The organism is Pseudomonas flavescens (genome assembly GCF_013408425.1).
Lineage (GTDB): Bacteria > Pseudomonadota > Gammaproteobacteria > Pseudomonadales > Pseudomonadaceae > Aquipseudomonas > Aquipseudomonas fulva_A.
In genome coordinates this window covers 5,685,688-5,700,571 of the sequence record NZ_JACBYV010000001.1, presented here as the reverse complement: position 1 = coordinate 5,700,571, position 14,884 = coordinate 5,685,688, and the positions used below count along the sequence as shown (strand labels likewise).

Annotated in this window: 11 protein-coding genes, 1 tRNA gene and 1 pseudogene; 7 read left to right on the top strand and 6 right to left on the bottom strand. The window is 62.3% G+C overall.

Going from position 1 to position 14,884, the window contains the following annotated elements:
* Nucleotides 1-4: 4 nt before the first annotated feature.
* The 6 genes from FHR27_RS25420 to rtcR all read right to left on the bottom strand — a co-directional run bounded on the left by FHR27_RS25420 (nucleotide 5) and on the right by rtcR (nucleotide 8,191).
* Entirely contained in the window at nucleotides 5-2,224 is a 2,220-nt protein-coding gene (locus FHR27_RS25420) for a TonB-dependent receptor (protein ID WP_179539899.1), read from the bottom strand.
* 165 nt (nucleotides 2,225-2,389) lie between these two features.
* On the bottom strand, nucleotides 2,390-3,484 hold the full coding sequence (locus FHR27_RS25415) for an alpha-hydroxy acid oxidase (protein WP_179539898.1): 1,095 nt from the start codon (nucleotides 3,482-3,484) through the stop codon (nucleotides 2,390-2,392).
* Nucleotides 3,485-3,486: 2 nt separating this feature from the next.
* On the bottom strand, nucleotides 3,487-4,167 hold the full coding sequence (locus tag FHR27_RS25410) for a Fe2+-dependent dioxygenase (protein ID WP_179539897.1): 681 nt from the start codon (nucleotides 4,165-4,167) through the stop codon (nucleotides 3,487-3,489).
* 160 nt (nucleotides 4,168-4,327) lie between these two features.
* On the bottom strand, nucleotides 4,328-4,792 hold the full coding sequence (locus tag FHR27_RS25405) for a hypothetical protein (RefSeq protein ID WP_179539896.1): 465 nt from the start codon (nucleotides 4,790-4,792) through the stop codon (nucleotides 4,328-4,330).
* 259 nt (nucleotides 4,793-5,051) lie between these two features.
* Nucleotides 5,052-6,386, bottom strand: coding sequence for an NADP-specific glutamate dehydrogenase (gdhA, locus tag FHR27_RS25400; RefSeq protein WP_179539895.1), 1,335 nt, complete (start codon nucleotides 6,384-6,386; stop codon nucleotides 5,052-5,054).
* A 197-nt stretch (nucleotides 6,387-6,583) separates the two neighbouring features.
* A complete protein-coding gene (rtcR, locus tag FHR27_RS25395; RefSeq protein WP_179539894.1) occupies nucleotides 6,584-8,191 on the bottom strand; it encodes an RNA repair transcriptional activator RtcR in 1,608 nt (535 codons plus the stop codon).
* Nucleotides 8,192-8,438: 247 nt separating this feature from the next.
* Here rtcR and FHR27_RS25390 point away from each other — a divergent pair, with 247 nt between their 5' ends.
* From FHR27_RS25390 to FHR27_RS25365, 7 genes and pseudogenes are all read left to right on the top strand, one after another.
* Nucleotides 8,439-9,989 carry a vWA domain-containing protein gene (locus FHR27_RS25390; protein ID WP_179539893.1) on the top strand — a complete coding sequence of 517 codons (1,551 nt, stop codon included), beginning with the start codon at nucleotides 8,439-8,441 and terminating at the stop codon, nucleotides 9,987-9,989.
* Between the two features lie 356 nt (nucleotides 9,990-10,345).
* Nucleotides 10,346-10,468: transfer RNA gene (locus FHR27_RS25385), tRNA-OTHER, on the top strand.
* Between the two features lie 241 nt (nucleotides 10,469-10,709).
* The gene (locus FHR27_RS25380) at nucleotides 10,710-11,936 is read left to right on the top strand and encodes an RtcB family protein (RefSeq protein ID WP_042554981.1); all 1,227 of its coding nucleotides are present in this window, start codon (nucleotides 10,710-10,712) and stop codon (nucleotides 11,934-11,936) included.
* A 9-nt stretch (nucleotides 11,937-11,945) separates the two neighbouring features.
* Nucleotides 11,946-12,524, top strand: coding sequence for a hypothetical protein (locus FHR27_RS25375; protein WP_179539892.1), 579 nt, complete (start codon nucleotides 11,946-11,948; stop codon nucleotides 12,522-12,524).
* A 15-nt stretch (nucleotides 12,525-12,539) separates the two neighbouring features.
* Nucleotides 12,540-13,328 carry a nucleotidyltransferase domain-containing protein gene (locus tag FHR27_RS25370; RefSeq protein ID WP_179539891.1) on the top strand — a complete coding sequence of 263 codons (789 nt, stop codon included), beginning with the start codon at nucleotides 12,540-12,542 and terminating at the stop codon, nucleotides 13,326-13,328.
* Nucleotides 13,329-13,439: 111 nt separating this feature from the next.
* Nucleotides 13,440-13,520, top strand: a pseudogene (locus FHR27_RS27375) (hypothetical protein); the annotation flags it as partial.
* A gap of 5 nt (nucleotides 13,521-13,525) precedes the next feature.
* A complete protein-coding gene (locus FHR27_RS25365) occupies nucleotides 13,526-14,878 on the top strand; it encodes a PBS lyase (protein ID WP_179540163.1) in 1,353 nt (450 codons plus the stop codon).
* The last annotated feature ends 6 nt before the right edge of the window (nucleotides 14,879-14,884 follow it).

Sequence of the window (14,884 nt, the reverse complement as noted above, 5' to 3'; positions counted from 1 at the left end):
TGAATCAGAAGTTGTAGGTCGCAGACAACAGGGCAGAACGGCCATCGCCATATTCGATAGCTGAAGAACGTGCCACCGCACCAGCCTGCTGGCGCACTCGCTCGACGTAATCCTTATCGAACAGGTTGTTGACGTTGAGCTGCAGATCCAGATTCTCGTTGACCTTGTAGGCAACCATGGCGTTGTGCAGCCAGTAGTCATCCAGTTTGGCGCGCGTGCTGGAGGTCACGTTGCGCTCGCTGACGTAGCGAGCGCCGTAGCCGATGCTCCAGCCTGCAGGCAGCTCGTAGGTTGTCCACAGGTTGAAGGAGCGTGGCGGTGTATTGCCCAGCGCCTGCCCTACGCGCCCCACACCTGCCGGAGTATCGGCGGCCTTGAGCGTCTCGCTGTCGAGGAAGGTGTAGTTGGCGAACACATCCCACTGTTCGGTCACATGACCGGTCAGGCCCAGCTCGAAGCCATCGACACGCTGTTTGCCCGCCAACTGCGTCGAGCCGTCGGACATGGTTTCCCGAGCATTGCTCTTCTCCACCCGGAATACCGCCGCGTCCAGTTCCACTCGGCGGTCGAACAGCTCCCACTTGGTACCCAGCTCCCACGTCTCGTTCTTTTCCGGGTCCAGGTTCGCTGTCGCGACGGTCAAGCCACCGCCTGTAGACGCCAGGTTTTCGGCCGACGGGTTGAAGGAGTTGCCCCAGGCGACATAGAACCGTCCGTTCTCCACAGGCTTGTAGACCAAACCGACGCGGCTGCTGGCCTTGCGATCATTGGAGTCGAAACGGGTAGTTGGCTGCTGCGTGGCATTGAAGGCGCGGGCTTGGCCGTCCATCCAGTCCACCCGCACGCCGCCATTGAGGTCCCATTGCTCATTGAGGGCAATGGTGTCGAAGAAGTAGATCGCCTTGTCGGTCAGCTTGGTCTCGGTGTAACCGCTGTTGGCCTTGTTGGTCGCACCGCTCCAGTACTTGGGAGGATTGCCTAGATTGGCAACCGGATAAGGCGCCGCGCTGGTCAGGTTGTAGCTGTAAGTGCGCAGATCCAGAGTCTCGCGGGAAATTTCCGCTCCGACCACCAGATTGTGCGCCAGGCCGAAGGTATCGAAAGCCGCCTTCAGGTTGGTCTGGTTGATCCACATTTCAGTCTCGGCATCGCGGCCATAACCTTGCGGGCCCGCTGGCCGGTAACTGCCTGCCGGCAACCCGGTGGTATTGACGTGGGACGCCGACACCGTGGTATCGCGGTTGACCAGGCTGTAGCGGGTCAGGTTCTGGATGCTCAGGTCATCGTTGAACTCGTGCTCGAAGTTGGCGGTGAACGCGCTTTGCTCGATCTCTTCCTTGTCGAGGTTCTTCCAGCCGAAGTAGGCCTCGCGATCGACACCGGCCAGGCGCTTGCCGTCCAGTGCTGGCACGCCGTAATCCGGTAGGTTGTCGTCCTGCTGGTGGTGCAGGCTGAGGGTCAGACGGGTGGAGTCGTTCAGCCCCAGGCGCAGCGACGGGGCAATCCCCCAGCGCTTGCGGTCGATCTCGTCGCGCCCCGCTACGTCGTTCTTGTGGCCCATCAGGTTCAGGCGCACGGCGCTGTCGGTGCCCACACCTTCGAGCGGCTGGTTGGTGTCGAGCGTCATGCGGTAGTAGCTGTCGGTGCCCACGCTGCCACCGATACGCGTGAAGGCGCGATCCTGCGGCTGCTTGCTGATCACGTTGATGCTGCCGCCCGTGGTGCCGGCGCCACCGAATACCGAGTTCGGGCCCTTGATGACCTCGACCTGATCGATGTTGAAGGTGTCGGTGCGGCTGGTCTGCGCGCTGTCACGCAGGCCGTCGATCTGCATGTTGGCGTTGGCACTGAAGCCACGAATGTTGATGCTGTCACCCGAACCACCACCGCCCTCCCCGGCGTTGAAGGTGATACCGGACACATTGGACAGCACCTGGCGCAAACTCAGCGCCTGCTGCTCCTCGATGAGTTTCTGCGGCACTACCGTGATGGTCTGTGGAGTATCGAGCAAGGGCGTCGCGATCTTTGCCGATGCAGACTGCTCGACCCGGTAATTTTCCTCCTGCTGGCCCTGAATCCTTACGTCACCTAGCTCGAGCGAGCCTGGTTTGGTGGCCGATTGGGCAACCGCACCCCACGCACAAGAAGCCAAGGCAAAGCCGATGGCCGAGGCCAGCAGGCTAGGTTGAGGACGACGCGTTAGCGATTTTTTTATGTGCAACATGAAAGCTCCCCCCGAAAAGTCGTGAAGAGCAAATGATATATACTACCATCAGCTAATTACAATCATTCTCATTGGCGGCATGCATCGGTTCGATCTCGAATGGCGGCTGACGCGCAGGGCCAGCGCTCCAGCCTTGCTCATCAGTGAAGCCGCCCTGTTGATCGGTCAGCGTGCCAGCACCCGTTTGTCGATGGCCGCCAGATCACGGCAACCGGTCAACGCCATGGCCACCTCCAGCTCGGCACGCAAGAGCTGGATCACATGGGCCACACCAGCGGCCCCGGCAGCGGCCAGGCCATAGAGGTAAGGCCTGCCGATCAGCACCGCATCGGCGCCCAGCGCCAGCGCCTTGAGGATGTCGCTGCCGCGCCGAATGCCACCGTCGAACAGCAGCGGCATTCGGCCCTGCAGTGCATCGGCAATCGGCTCCAGGGAGTCGAGGCTGGCGGCCATGCCATCGAGCGTTCGGCCGCCATGGTTGGACACGATCAAACCATCCACGCCCTGCGCCAGGGCTTCATTGGCGTCATCCACTTCGGTGACACCCTTGAGTAGCAGCGGCAACGTGGTGATCGAGCGCAGCCAGCGTATATCTGCCCAAGTCGGCGCCGCAGCGAGCAGGCTGCCACCGAGCAGCAAGGCGCCGTTGTCCGGTGCGGGTTTGATGACGGGCGTGCGCATGCCCTGCAGATTGACTGCCTGCACACCCTCAGGCAGCACGAACCCTGCACGCTGCTCGCGGTTGCGCACGCCGTTGACGGGCGCGTCCACCGTCAGCACCAGCGCACGATAACCGGCCGCTTCAGCGCGCCGTACAAGGGCTTCGGTAAAAGCCCGGTCGGGCTGGATGTACAGCTGAAACCACAACGGGTTGCTGGCCGCTGCGGCAATCGCTTCCAGGCTGGTGCTCGCCTGAGTGCTGACGATCATCCCGGCCTGCAAGGCCGACGCAGCCATCACCGTGGCCAACTCGCCCGCCGGATGGGCGAGCTTCTGGTAAGCGACCGGCGCCAGCAGGATCGGGAAATCGTGGGTGACGCCAAACAGTTGCCTGCGGGTATGCCCCCCACTGAGGTCACGCAACACCCGGCTGCGCAGGCGCAGGTGCTGGAAGGCCGCGACGTTGGCCTGCAGGGTCAGCTCATCGGCAACGCCGCCGTCGATATAAGCCCAGGCCTGCTCGCTCATGCGCGTCTGGGCGATGGCGCGATAATCGCTGACCGACGCGATGCCCGGCGGTATCTGCTGCACGGTTTCCATGCTCAGGTATTCGCCCAGTGCCGCAGCAGGTTGTGATACACGCCCGTCAGGCGCACCGCCTCCGGGCTTTCAGGCAGTTGCCGGGTGACGCCCTGAATCGCCTGATCCAGTTCGAACAGCATGCTGCGCTGGCTGTCCTCGCGGACCAGGCTCTGAATCCAGAAGAACGAGGCGAACCGCACGCCGCGGGTCACCGGCATGACACGGTGCAGGCTGGTGCCGGGATAGAGAATCAGGTGCCCGGCAGGCAGCTTCACGCTGTGGCTGCCATAGCTGTCCTCGACCACCAGCTCACCGCCGTCGTACTCGTCGGGGTCACTGAAGAACAGCGTCGCGGAGAGATCGCTGCGCACCCGATGTGGCGTGCCGGGCACACTGAAAATGGCATTGTCGACATGGTTGCCATAGGTGCCGCCACCCTCGTAGCGATTGAAGCGCGGGGGCAGCACCTTGAGCGGCAATGCCGCAGAGACGAAGAGTGGATTGGCGCCCAGGCAATCGACGATGAAATCGCCAATCTGCACGGCCAGGGGATCGTCGTGAGCGAGCTGCCGATTATCCTTGGCGCGCTGAGCGACGTGTCCGGCGGTGCCGCGACCATCCTGCCAGGCCGCCTGCTCAAGCGCCGCGCGGCATTGGCGCAACTGCTCGGGCGTCAGCACATCGGGGAGGGTCAACATCATGATCGGGATCTCGCGGGCACCTTAAAGATAATGATTCTAAGGCGCAACAAGCGAGCGAGAGAAGCCTGAGAAGGCAAATAAACGGCGATCGCTCACCGAAGCGAGGCAATCGTCATCGCCCTCCAGAGCACGGTACGTGAGTGCGGCCCGCTGAGCAGCGTCAACGCAGACGCGGGGTCTCGAACGGCCTGGCGAGGATGAACAGATCCCGGGCGATGGTTTCCGGGTACTGATCCACGGGCAGTGCCTTGGGCAGGTACAGCGCCGCCGCGTCCAGGGTGGCCAGCGCGAACTCCGGCTCGATGGCGCAGGCGCGGAACAGATGGGTGATCGCCTCGACCTCGGCGGCACTGGTGCAATTGACCCGCCGCCCGCCAATGAACGCATTGAGCTGATCGCAGACCTTTTCCGGCTGCAGCCCGGTGGCCTCGGCCTCGAGCAGCGACAGCCCCAGGTCCTCTTCACTCATGGGATCGAGCATCGCCAGCCCAGCGGTCGGCTTGACGATGGCGGACATGCTGGAGCCGGGCACGGCAGCGCCGACTTCGATGGGGAAAGGACCATTCACGCTTTGATAGAAGCGGACGGCCATCGCGCCTTCGAGCATTCCAGGGATCGATTTCATTGCACGACTCTCGCTAATCCAGTTTTGTTCTGACCCGCGACGACATCCTGCTGCCGCAACGGGGAGGCATTTTCATCCTCTTGTGTGTAGGAGTCGTGACAGTGGGAGATGGTTGAGTGTTTTTTGCCGAGCGGACTGACCGGTGGTCAGCCTGGGCTGGGCGGCGAGTGATCGCCTGCTTGACCGGAACGCCGGCGGCCACCGGCGCACTCATGAAACAGAACGCGCGGCAGGATTGCCCTGCCGTGCGTCAGGGACGTTAAACCACGCCCTGAGCCAGCATCGCATCCGCCACTTTGACGAAGCCGGCGATGTTGGCGCCTTTCACATAGTTGATGGTGCCGTTTTCCTCGCCGTGGCGTACGCAGGCGCCATGGATGGACTGCATGATGCAGTGCAGCTTCTCGTCCACCTCGCCTTCGCTCCAATGCAGGCGCATGGCGTTCTGCGACATTTCCAGGCCGCTGACCGCAACGCCACCGGCATTGGAGGCCTTGCCCGGTGCGAACAGGGTGCCGTGCTCGATGAACAGGTCCACGGCGTCCAGGGTGGTGGGCATGTTGGCGCCTTCTGCGACGCACACGCAGCCATTGCCCAGCAGCGTGCGGGCATCATCCAGGCTCAGCTCGTTCTGGGTGGCGCATGGCAGGGCGATGTCGCACGCCAGGCTCCACGGCCGTTGACCGGCCTGGAAGCGCAGGCCGTTGCCCTCCAGCTCGCGGATGCGGCCGCGCTGCTGGTTCTTCAGCACCATGAGGTCCTGCCACTGCGCCTCGCTGAAGCCCGCTTCGGCGTACAGAGTGCCCTCGGAGTCGGACAGCGAAATCACCTGCCCACCCAGCTCCATGACCTTGCGTGCGGCGTATTGCGCCACATTGCCGGAACCGGAGATCGCCACGCGCTGACCGTCGAAGCTGCGGCCACGGGTCTTGAGCATTTCCTCGGCGAAATACACGCAGCCATACCCCGTCGCCTCCGGGCGGATCAGGCTGCCGCCATAACTCAGGCCCTTGCCGGTGAGCACCGAGGAGAACTCGTTGGCCAGGCGCTTGTACTGCCCGAACATAAAACCGATCTCGCGGGCCCCAACGCCGATGTCTCCGGCCGGCACATCGAGATCCGCACCGATATGGCGGTACAGCTCGCTCATGAACGACTGGCAGAAACGCATCACTTCGGCGTCGCTCTTGCCCTTGGGATCGAAGTCCGCCCCGCCCTTGCCGCCGCCCATGGGCAGCGAGGTCAGGGAGTTCTTCAGGGTCTGCTCGAAGGCCAGGAACTTGAGCACGCTGAGGTTCACCGACGGGTGAAAGCGCAGGCCGCCCTTGTAAGGGCCGATGGCACTGTTCATCTGCACCCGAAAGCCACGATTGACCTGCACCTGACCCGCATCATCGACCCACGGCACGCGGAACAGTACAGCCCGCTCAGGTTCGACGATGCGCTCGACGATCCCGGCCTGCAGGTAATGAGGATTGGCCTCGAGAAAGGGCCACAGGCTGCGCAGCACCTCTTCCACCGCCTGGTGGAATTCCGGCTGATCGGGGTCGCGCTGCTTCAGGCGATCGAGAAAACGGTCTACGGAAAGCGTCATGAAAAGCTCCTGGCGTCCCTGCGCCGCGAAAAAGTTGCCGCGACTCTAGCAAGAACGACACGCCCTAAAAAAGGGCAAAATGACGCTTTTATGAAAGTTTTTGGTGCCAAGCTATAAATAAACCGCTGTAACCCAGATAAATTCGCGACCTTTAAGCACGAACTTAGTGCGCTACAAGCACCAAAAGAGCACCTCGCTCAATCGACCTGCCGCAGCGCTTTCCAGTCGAGGCCGAATCGCGCCAGGTACTTGCGCAAGCGATCGGCATCGTTGGGCTGGGCTCTGGCCTGGCGGGAGATGTCGAACAGGCGCCGCCCCGCGTCGGACAGGCTGCCAGCCTCGCGACAAACCGCAATCACCGCGCGCAGCTGCAGGCGATCAAACAGATCGAGATCCGCTGCCGATCCGCCCAGCAGCTCGTCCAACTCGTCGTTCTGGTCAGCCAGCCCCCAGGCGCGACGCAGGCGTTCGATTTCCTCCTGCACCTGGGCTTCATCGATTCGCCCGCTGTCGGCCAGGGTAGCCATGCGCGTGATGGAGGCGGAAAGCTCCCGGAAGTTACCTTGCCAGGCTGCGTCGCCAGAGCTGGCGAAGGCCAGGTAGCGGCGCCGCGCCTCCAGGTTGAAGCGCACCAGGCGCCCCTGCTCGCGAGCATGGCGCTGCAGCTCGAAGTCGATGTTCGGCTCGATGTCCTCGCGACGCCCGGCCAACCCTGGCAGTTCGAAGGTCCACAGGTTGATACGCGCGAACAGGTCCTCACGGAACACGCCCTGCGCGACCCGCGCCCGCAGGTCCCGGTGGGTGCCGGCAATGAGCAGGAAGTCGCTGGCCACTTCCTTGTCGGAGCCGAGCGGGAAAAAACGCTTCTCCTCGACGGCCTTGAGCAGCATGGCCTGCTCATCCAGCCCCAGCTCGCCGATTTCGTCGAGAAACAGCATGCCGCCATCGGCCGCCCGCAACAGACCGTCACGGGCATTCTGCGCGCCAGTGAAGGCCCCCTTGATATGACCGAACAGAGTCGACATGGCGCCGTCACCGCGCAAGGTCGCGCAGTTCACCTCGACGAAGCGTCCCTCGACCTGATGCCGGCTGCGCTTGAGCTCATAGATACGCCGAGCCAGAAAGGACTTGCCCGCACCGGTCGGGCCGATCAGCAGCATGGGCGCCCTGGAGCGCACCGCCACCCGCTCGATCTGCTCGATGGAACGGTTGAAGGCGGCATTACGCGTCGCGATCCCCGACTTGAGAAAAGCCAGCCCCTCCAGGCGCTCGTGCTGGAAACGGCTGGCGATCCGGTCGTAGCGCGACAGGTCGAGATCGATCAGCGCATGGGTACCGGTGACCTGAGCATCGTCATCACGCTTACGCGCTGGCGAGGTCTGCACCAGACGCGCCGGCAGGTAGCGCGCCTCGGTGAGCAGGAACCAGCAGATCTGCGCCACGTGGGTCCCGGTGGTGATGTGCACCAGGTAATCCTCCTGCTCGGTGTCGAACGCATAGGCACTGGTGAAATAGTGCAGCGCCCCATAGACCTCTTCGAAATCCCAGGGATTGCGCAGAGGCATCGGCCGCAGGCGCACCTCGGTTTCCGGGGATATCTGCTCGATATCGGCACGCACGCGCTCAGCCAGGCTGATGTCGCGTGCATCGGCGCCATGAATCAGCTCGAGGCGATCGATGAGCAGATCCGGCTGCTGACACAAGCCAATGCTGGGTCGCCATTTGTTCCAGCGGTTGGCGCCCTTGCCCACTCGATCCAGGGTCGCGCCGATGAAACCGATTGCGACCGTGCGCTTGCGTGCCATGTCAGCTGCCTCTTGATTTTACGGATGGAAGACGATTTTCAAATTTTATCTAAAAATATAAAACACTATCCATTCATCTATAAAAATCAGAGATAACCCACCAATCGCTTCGTCAAATAATCCTCAAAAAATAAATTTAAATCCTTATAAATCAGTTATTTGAAATTAAATAAGCGCAAAAAACGAAAAGCTGGCACAGCGACTGCAATAGCTCTGGCAACACGGAAACACAGAGCGAGACGCCAAGATGGCCAACTTCAAGCTGTTCAATACCCAGGAAGCGCACCTGCCAACCAGCGATACGCTGAACAAGGCACAGGCTCCGGCTTACACCTACAAGCCCAAGCACAAACTGGCGCAACTGGCGGTAACCGGCTGCCTGAACCAGACCTACTACGCCGCGGCCGAGACCCAACTGGCCGACGTGCTGGCGCTGGTCGCTCAACTGGATAGCCGCTACGTGGCCAAGGCCGCCCTGTATGCCCGCAAGAAAGGCCACATGAAGGACATGCCCGCCCTGCTGCTGGCTGCCCTGGCGGCGCAACGTTCGAGCCTGGTACCGGCGCTGTTCGCCGAGGTGGTGGATAACGGCAAGATGCTGCGCACCTTCGTGCAGATCCTACGTAGTGGTGTGACTGGGCGTAAATCCCTGGGCTCGCAACCCAAGCGACTGGTGCAGAACTGGCTCAACACGGCCAGCGAGCGCCAACTGTTGCAGGCGGCGATCGGCAACCAGCCCTCCCTGGCAGACGTGGTGAAGATGGTTCACCCCAAGCCGGCAGAAGCATGGCGCGAGGCGTTCTTCGCCTGGCTGATCGGCAAACCGGCGGATGTCGCTGCGCTGCCACCGCTGACCCGCTCCCTGCTGGCGTTTCGCAGCGGCACCAGCAGCGAACTGCCGGACGTGCCATTCCAGTTGCTCGGTAACGAGACGCTGAACAAGGCGCAATGGGCCGAACTGGCAGGACGTATGGGCTGGCAGGCACTGCGCATGAACCTGAACACGCTGCTGCGCCATGGCGCATTCGAGATCAGGGGTTGCGCGGAGATCGTCGCCGCACGGCTGGCCGACGCAGAGGCGGTGGCCAAGGCGCGGGTTTACCCCTACCAGCTGCTGGCGGCCTACCGCATGGCCAGCAGCGAAGTACCGCTGGTGGTGCGCGAAGCGCTGCAGGATGCCCTGGAGCTGTCGCTGGCCAACGTGCCGGTGCTGAGCGGCAACGTGGTGGTCTGCCCGGATGTGTCGGGTTCGATGGCGAGCCCGGTAACCGGCTACCGCCAGGGTGCGACCACGGCGGTGCGCTGCATCGACGTCGCGGCACTGGTGGCAGCGGCTATCCTGCGCAAGCAACCGCATGCCCAGGTGCTGCCGTTCGAGAACAAGGTGGTGAAGGTAACGCTCAACCCGCGTGACAGCGTGATGAGCAATGCCCAGAAACTGGCGGCAATCGGTGGCGGCGGAACCAGTTGCTCGGCCCCCCTGCAACAATTGGCGGACGCCAAGGCCCGGGTGGATACATTGATTCTGGTTTCCGACAACGAATCCTGGATCGACGCCCGACGTCATGGCGCCACGCAAACCCTGCGGCAATGGGAACGGATCAAGCACCTCAACCCGCAAGCGCGGTTGATCTGCATCGACCTGCAGCCCCATGGCACCACCCAGGCGCCGGATCGTGCAGACATCCTGAATGTCGGCGGCTTCAGCGACGCGGTGTTCGATGTGGTGGCACAGTTCGCCAACGGTACCTATGGCGCAGCCCACTGGGTAGACGCCATCGAGCAGATGGAGATATGAAAAGTGGTGCTTCGTGCAACGGGCGAAGCACCCAAAGAAGCAACTTCGCGGCGTCATGAATGCCGCTGGGACTACAGGTAAGCCAAACCGGCAAAACCGGTAAGAGCGAGCAGGTTCAAGCCCTGCAACGCGCTAGCGCGAACAGTCCCGGCGAACCTGGTCATGGCGAAGCGAGGCACGAATGCCAGTGGCTGTACATCGGTTAAGCGGGTTCATTCCCGCCCGTGGCAACACGGAACAGTCACTCATCTTGTCGTGCCACCTGATTCAACGGTTTTGCGACGAATGCCGGTGGAACTACACCCTTCCACGGTCGAGATGCGGGTTCGAATCCCGTCGGCTCCATCACTGGGGGGCCGTAGTTCAATGGCAGAACACGAAAATACGTTTCACCACCTTTGTCGTCGCATCTTTAAACAACGCAGCGAATGCGGCCGGGCATTCCATCGGAACTGTGGGTTCGAATCCCACCTTGCGAAAGCAAGACGCTCATCTGGCAGAGCACATGCCCGCTGAACTTGTCGCTGCACGGAGGCTTAGCCTCCACTTTTTGATTGATCCGGCGAATGCCGGTGGAACTACAGAACGTGAAGGTTGCGGGTTCGACTCCCGCCCCGGCAACGGGTAGCTCAACTGGATAGAGCAACGCGCATGTTTCACCAACGATTGTCGCCGCACTGCAAACGCTGGCACGGCCAGCACGAATACGAGTGAATGATGATGCAAACCAAGACCTACAACCTGCTGGAAGTCGCCAACGGCAAGCCGATCAAACTGTGGACGCAAGGCGTTCCGGTCGAGGAAGAGGCCCGCCAGCAGCTGATGAATACCGCGAAGATGCCCTTCATCTTCAAGCACCTGGCCGTGATGCCGGATGTGCACCTGGGTAAGGGCTCGACCATCGGCAGCGTGATTCCCACCATCGGCGCCATCATCCCGGCTGCGGTCGGCGTGGATATCGGCTGCGGAATGATCGCCGCACGTACCTCGCTGACTGCCACCGACCTGCCGGACAACCTGGCCGGGCTGCGCGCCGCCATCGAGAAAGCCGTTCCCCATGGCCGCAGCAACACCCGCGCCGGTCGCGACCGTGGTGCCTGGGAAAACGTACCGGACCTGGCCGATCACGCCTGGTCGGCGCTGAGCGATCGCTTCAAGGTGATCACCGACAAATACCCGAAACTGGAGAAGACCAACAACCGCAAGCACCTGGGAACGCTGGGAACCGGCAACCACTTCATCGAGGTCTGCCTGGACGAAGCCAACCGGGTCTGGTTCATGCTGCACAGCGGATCGCGCGGTGTGGGTAACGCCATCGGCAACCTGTTCATCGAACTGGCCCAGGCCGATATGCGCCAGCACATCGCCAACCTGCCGGATCGCGACCTGGCCTACTTCGAAGAAGGCAGCCAGCACTTCGCCGACTACGTGGAAGCGGTGGGCTGGGCTCAGGACTTCGCCAAGCAGAACCGTGCATTGATGATGCATGCGGTGATCGCAGCGGCCCGGGGCGTCATCGCCAAACCGTTCGAAGTCGCCCTGGAAGCGGTCAACTGCCACCACAACTACGTGCAGAAGGAACGCCACTTCGGTGAAGAGGTACTGGTAACGCGCAAGGGGGCGGTGTCCGCCAAGAAGGGCGAACTGGGCATCATCCCCGGCTCGATGGGTGCCAAGAGCTTCATCGTGCGCGGGCTGGGTAACGAGGAAGCGTTCTGCTCCTGCAGCCACGGCGCCGGCCGAACCATGAGCCGCACCAAGGCCAAGAAGCTGTTCACCGTGGCCGACCAGATCAAGGCCACGGCCCACGTCGAATGCCGCAAGGACGCCGACGTGATCGACGAAATCCCGATGGCCTACAAGGACATCGACCATGTCATGGACGCCCAGCGCGAGCTGGTAGAAGTCATGCACACCCTGCGTCAGGTGGTGTGCGTGAAAGGATGAGGTGAGGACATGCTGCAACCCGTACGAAACCAGCGACTCGATGAACTGCGCACCCGCCTGGAACAGGCGGGCTGCGTCTTTGACTTCGCGGTGGCAACGCTCGACCCAACCGCCACGCCAGGCGAAGCGGAACATCGCCTGGCGCTGCAGATGCTCTTCGAGACCATTGAGGAGCGCGCACGAATTTGGCGGCAGGAGCTGATTGCACGCGAGCCCCGCTATGCCGAGCAGCGCTGGCAACCTGTGCCAGCGAATCTGGCCCAGGCTCGCCCGCAGGTGCTCACGGCTGATGACGTGCGTGAATTGATCAGCGACGACGGCCTGCTGTGCCGAAACTTCCGCGATCCTCCCTACGGGACCGGGCTGCAGGTGACGGACTTCCGCGAATGGCTGCAGGTGCTGAAGCTGCACCCCGACGAGGGACTGCAGGTGTTCGACTGGGTCGGCAATGCAGACGTCGAACCGCAGCGCAGCAGTTGGAGCAGCTACTTCGACGACGGCAAGGAATGGTGGGGCATCTGGTGCCTCACACTGTACAACCCGCGACGCCGAACATTGTCCGCGCTGGCCGCCAGCGCGACGGATTAGACAAGGATCGAACACATGGACATGCAACAACGCCACCCCCTCAGCGACGCCATGCGCGCTCGGGTACTGGCTGAACTCGAACGCGTCGAGCGCGAGCGCAACGTCAAGGTGCTGTACGCCTGCGAATCGGGCAGCCGCGCCTGGGGGTTCGCTTCGACCGATAGTGACTATGACGTGCGCTTCGTCTACGTGGAAAAGCCGGACTGGTTCGTCCAGGTCGATGAAGGCCGTGACGTGATAGAGCGTCCACTGGATGACGAGCTGGACGTCAGTGGCTGGGAGCTGCGCAAGACCCTCGGGCTGTTGCGCAAATCCAACCCCACGTTGCTGGAATGGCTGGACTCGCCCCTGGTGTATCGCCAGGAAGGCGACGCCACGGTGCGGCTGCGCGAACTGGCCGAACGGTTCTACAGCCCGCCGGCAGCGCGCAACCACTACCTGTCGATGGCCAAGAAGAACTTTCGTGGCTACCTGCAAGGCGAGTCGGTGCGTTTCAAGAAGTACTTCTACGTGCTGCGCCCGCTGCTGGCCGTACGCTGGATCGACCAGGGCCGCGGCCGGCCGCCAATGACCTTCGCCGACCTGCTGCAGACGGTGGACGACCGTGCACTGCTGGAGGAAGTCGACGAACTGCTGGCCCTCAAGCGCAGGGCCGATGAGTCGGCCTATGGCCCTCGGCGCACGGCCCTGCACGGCTTTATCGAGGCGCAGCTGGAACGGCCGGTGCCGAAACTGCCGCGCACCGAGGCGGACAGCGGCATGCTGGATGACTACCTGCGCGAGATGGTCAGGCACTACGCCTGAGCCGCGTTATTAGCCCGGGTCGAGCGAAGCGATACCCGGGGCGATATCTCGGGTGTCGCCTGCTCGACCCAGCCCACCGCGGAGCGTGGGACCGATCGATGGCCCACAAGGCTCGACCATGTCATGAACGCCCAGCGCGAGCTGGTAGAAATCATGCACACCCTGCGTCAGGTGGTGTGCGTGAAAGGATAGAGAATATGAAACATCTGAAAGACTGGCTGCAGTGGCTGAACAGCCGCCCTGCTTCCGATAATTATTGGGAAAACTATCGTCACCGCGAAGCATTGGAAGTCCTCGCAGGCTGCAAGGACGACGCCGACTGGCTAACGCTGAGCAGTCACGGCAATGGCTTCGTGCGCGAGATCGCGGTGCGTGAACTGCGCGAGTTGCCGTCGCCAGCAGCTTTGGCTGTCCTGCTCGAACGGGTCAACGACTGGGTACCGCCGGTACGCCAGCAGGCCAATGCCGGCGTACGGCAATATCTTATGTCCGAGCATGCGCCAACGTTGCTGTATGCCCTGCAGCCCCTGATGGCGCTTGCAGAGCGTCACCGCGCCGATCACAGCAAAACGCTGGAGGCAGCGCGCACGGTGTTGCAGGGGCCCGAAGTGCGCGATGCGGTGCTGGCGGCCTTCCTCGTACAGCACGGCAAAAGCGCCCGGTTTCTTTTCGAGCTGTTGCTGGAGGCAAGCGACGAGCCAACCAGCCTGCTCGGCAAGGCACTGGTGCATCGTGAGATGACAGTACGACAAATGGCGGTGTCGGCCTGCCAGATGCTGCCAGCGGATCTGGCGCGTCCATTGTTGCTGAGGGCTTTAGCGACACCGGGCGCCAGTGTTCGGGTCAATGCCTTGCGGTATCTGCTGACGTCGCTCGATGACCCACGCCCATTGCTGCGCCAAGCGCTGCTGGATGCGTCACCTGCAGTACGCAACCTGGCACGCTGGGCTGCTCCACGCTGGCAGATCGACGCACGCGAAGTACTGGGTGCCCGCCTCGAACAGCGGACGCCAGCCAACAAGCGCGAATGGCTAGGGTTGCTTGGCCTGGCTTGCGAGCTGGCGGTCGACCTGGACGACCGCTGGAAAGACCAGGCCCAGCAGGCGCCCATGAGCAGCGTGCGTCTAGCTGCTGTCGAGAGCCTGAAACAGGCGGATCTATCGAGGCAGTTGGTGGCACTGGATGACGCCTGCGACAAGGTGTTCGCCAAAGCGGTAGAGCGCTTGAGTTCGCAGGACTGGAACGAGCTGGCCAGCGAACTCGACGCCAGGCTGGATCATGGATGGTATGAGCTAACCAACAGGCGGCGTGCGGCAATACTCGGGATGCGGCCACGCTGGCAGCAACTGAAGTACCTGTTGATACGCCTGGATAGAACCCCTGAAGAACAAGGGTATTGGCTGGAGCAACTGAGCGTCTGGTGCAGCAAACAATACCTGATGGTCGACCCGACAACCTCGAAGGGCGAACGAGCAGCGTTACTGCAGCGTGTCGAACGACTTGAAGCCGATGGACTTGTATTGAAAGGCAGTTACGAACGATTGCGTTAAGCGCGT

Excerpts from the sequence above, each read along its gene's own strand:
- FHR27_RS25420 (WP_179539899.1), bottom strand. The coding sequence starts at position 2,224 with ATGTTGCACATAAAAAAATCGCTAACGCGTCGTCCTCAACCTAGCCTG.
- FHR27_RS25415 (WP_179539898.1), bottom strand. The coding sequence starts at position 3,484 with ATGGAAACCGTGCAGCAGATACCGCCGGGCATCGCGTCGGTCAGCGAT.
- FHR27_RS25410 (WP_179539897.1), bottom strand. The coding sequence starts at position 4,167 with ATGATGTTGACCCTCCCCGATGTGCTGACGCCCGAGCAGTTGCGCCAA.
- FHR27_RS25405 (WP_179539896.1), bottom strand. The coding sequence starts at position 4,792 with ATGAAATCGATCCCTGGAATGCTCGAAGGCGCGATGGCCGTCCGCTTC.
- gdhA (WP_179539895.1), bottom strand. The coding sequence starts at position 6,386 with ATGACGCTTTCCGTAGACCGTTTTCTCGATCGCCTGAAGCAGCGCGAC.
- rtcR (WP_179539894.1), bottom strand. The coding sequence starts at position 8,191 with ATGGCACGCAAGCGCACGGTCGCAATCGGTTTCATCGGCGCGACCCTG.
- FHR27_RS25390 (WP_179539893.1), top strand. The coding sequence starts at position 8,439 with ATGGCCAACTTCAAGCTGTTCAATACCCAGGAAGCGCACCTGCCAACC.
- FHR27_RS25380 (WP_042554981.1), top strand. The coding sequence starts at position 10,710 with ATGCAAACCAAGACCTACAACCTGCTGGAAGTCGCCAACGGCAAGCCG.
- FHR27_RS25375 (WP_179539892.1), top strand. The coding sequence starts at position 11,946 with ATGCTGCAACCCGTACGAAACCAGCGACTCGATGAACTGCGCACCCGC.
- FHR27_RS25370 (WP_179539891.1), top strand. The coding sequence starts at position 12,540 with ATGGACATGCAACAACGCCACCCCCTCAGCGACGCCATGCGCGCTCGG.
- FHR27_RS25365 (WP_179540163.1), top strand. The coding sequence starts at position 13,526 with ATGAAACATCTGAAAGACTGGCTGCAGTGGCTGAACAGCCGCCCTGCT.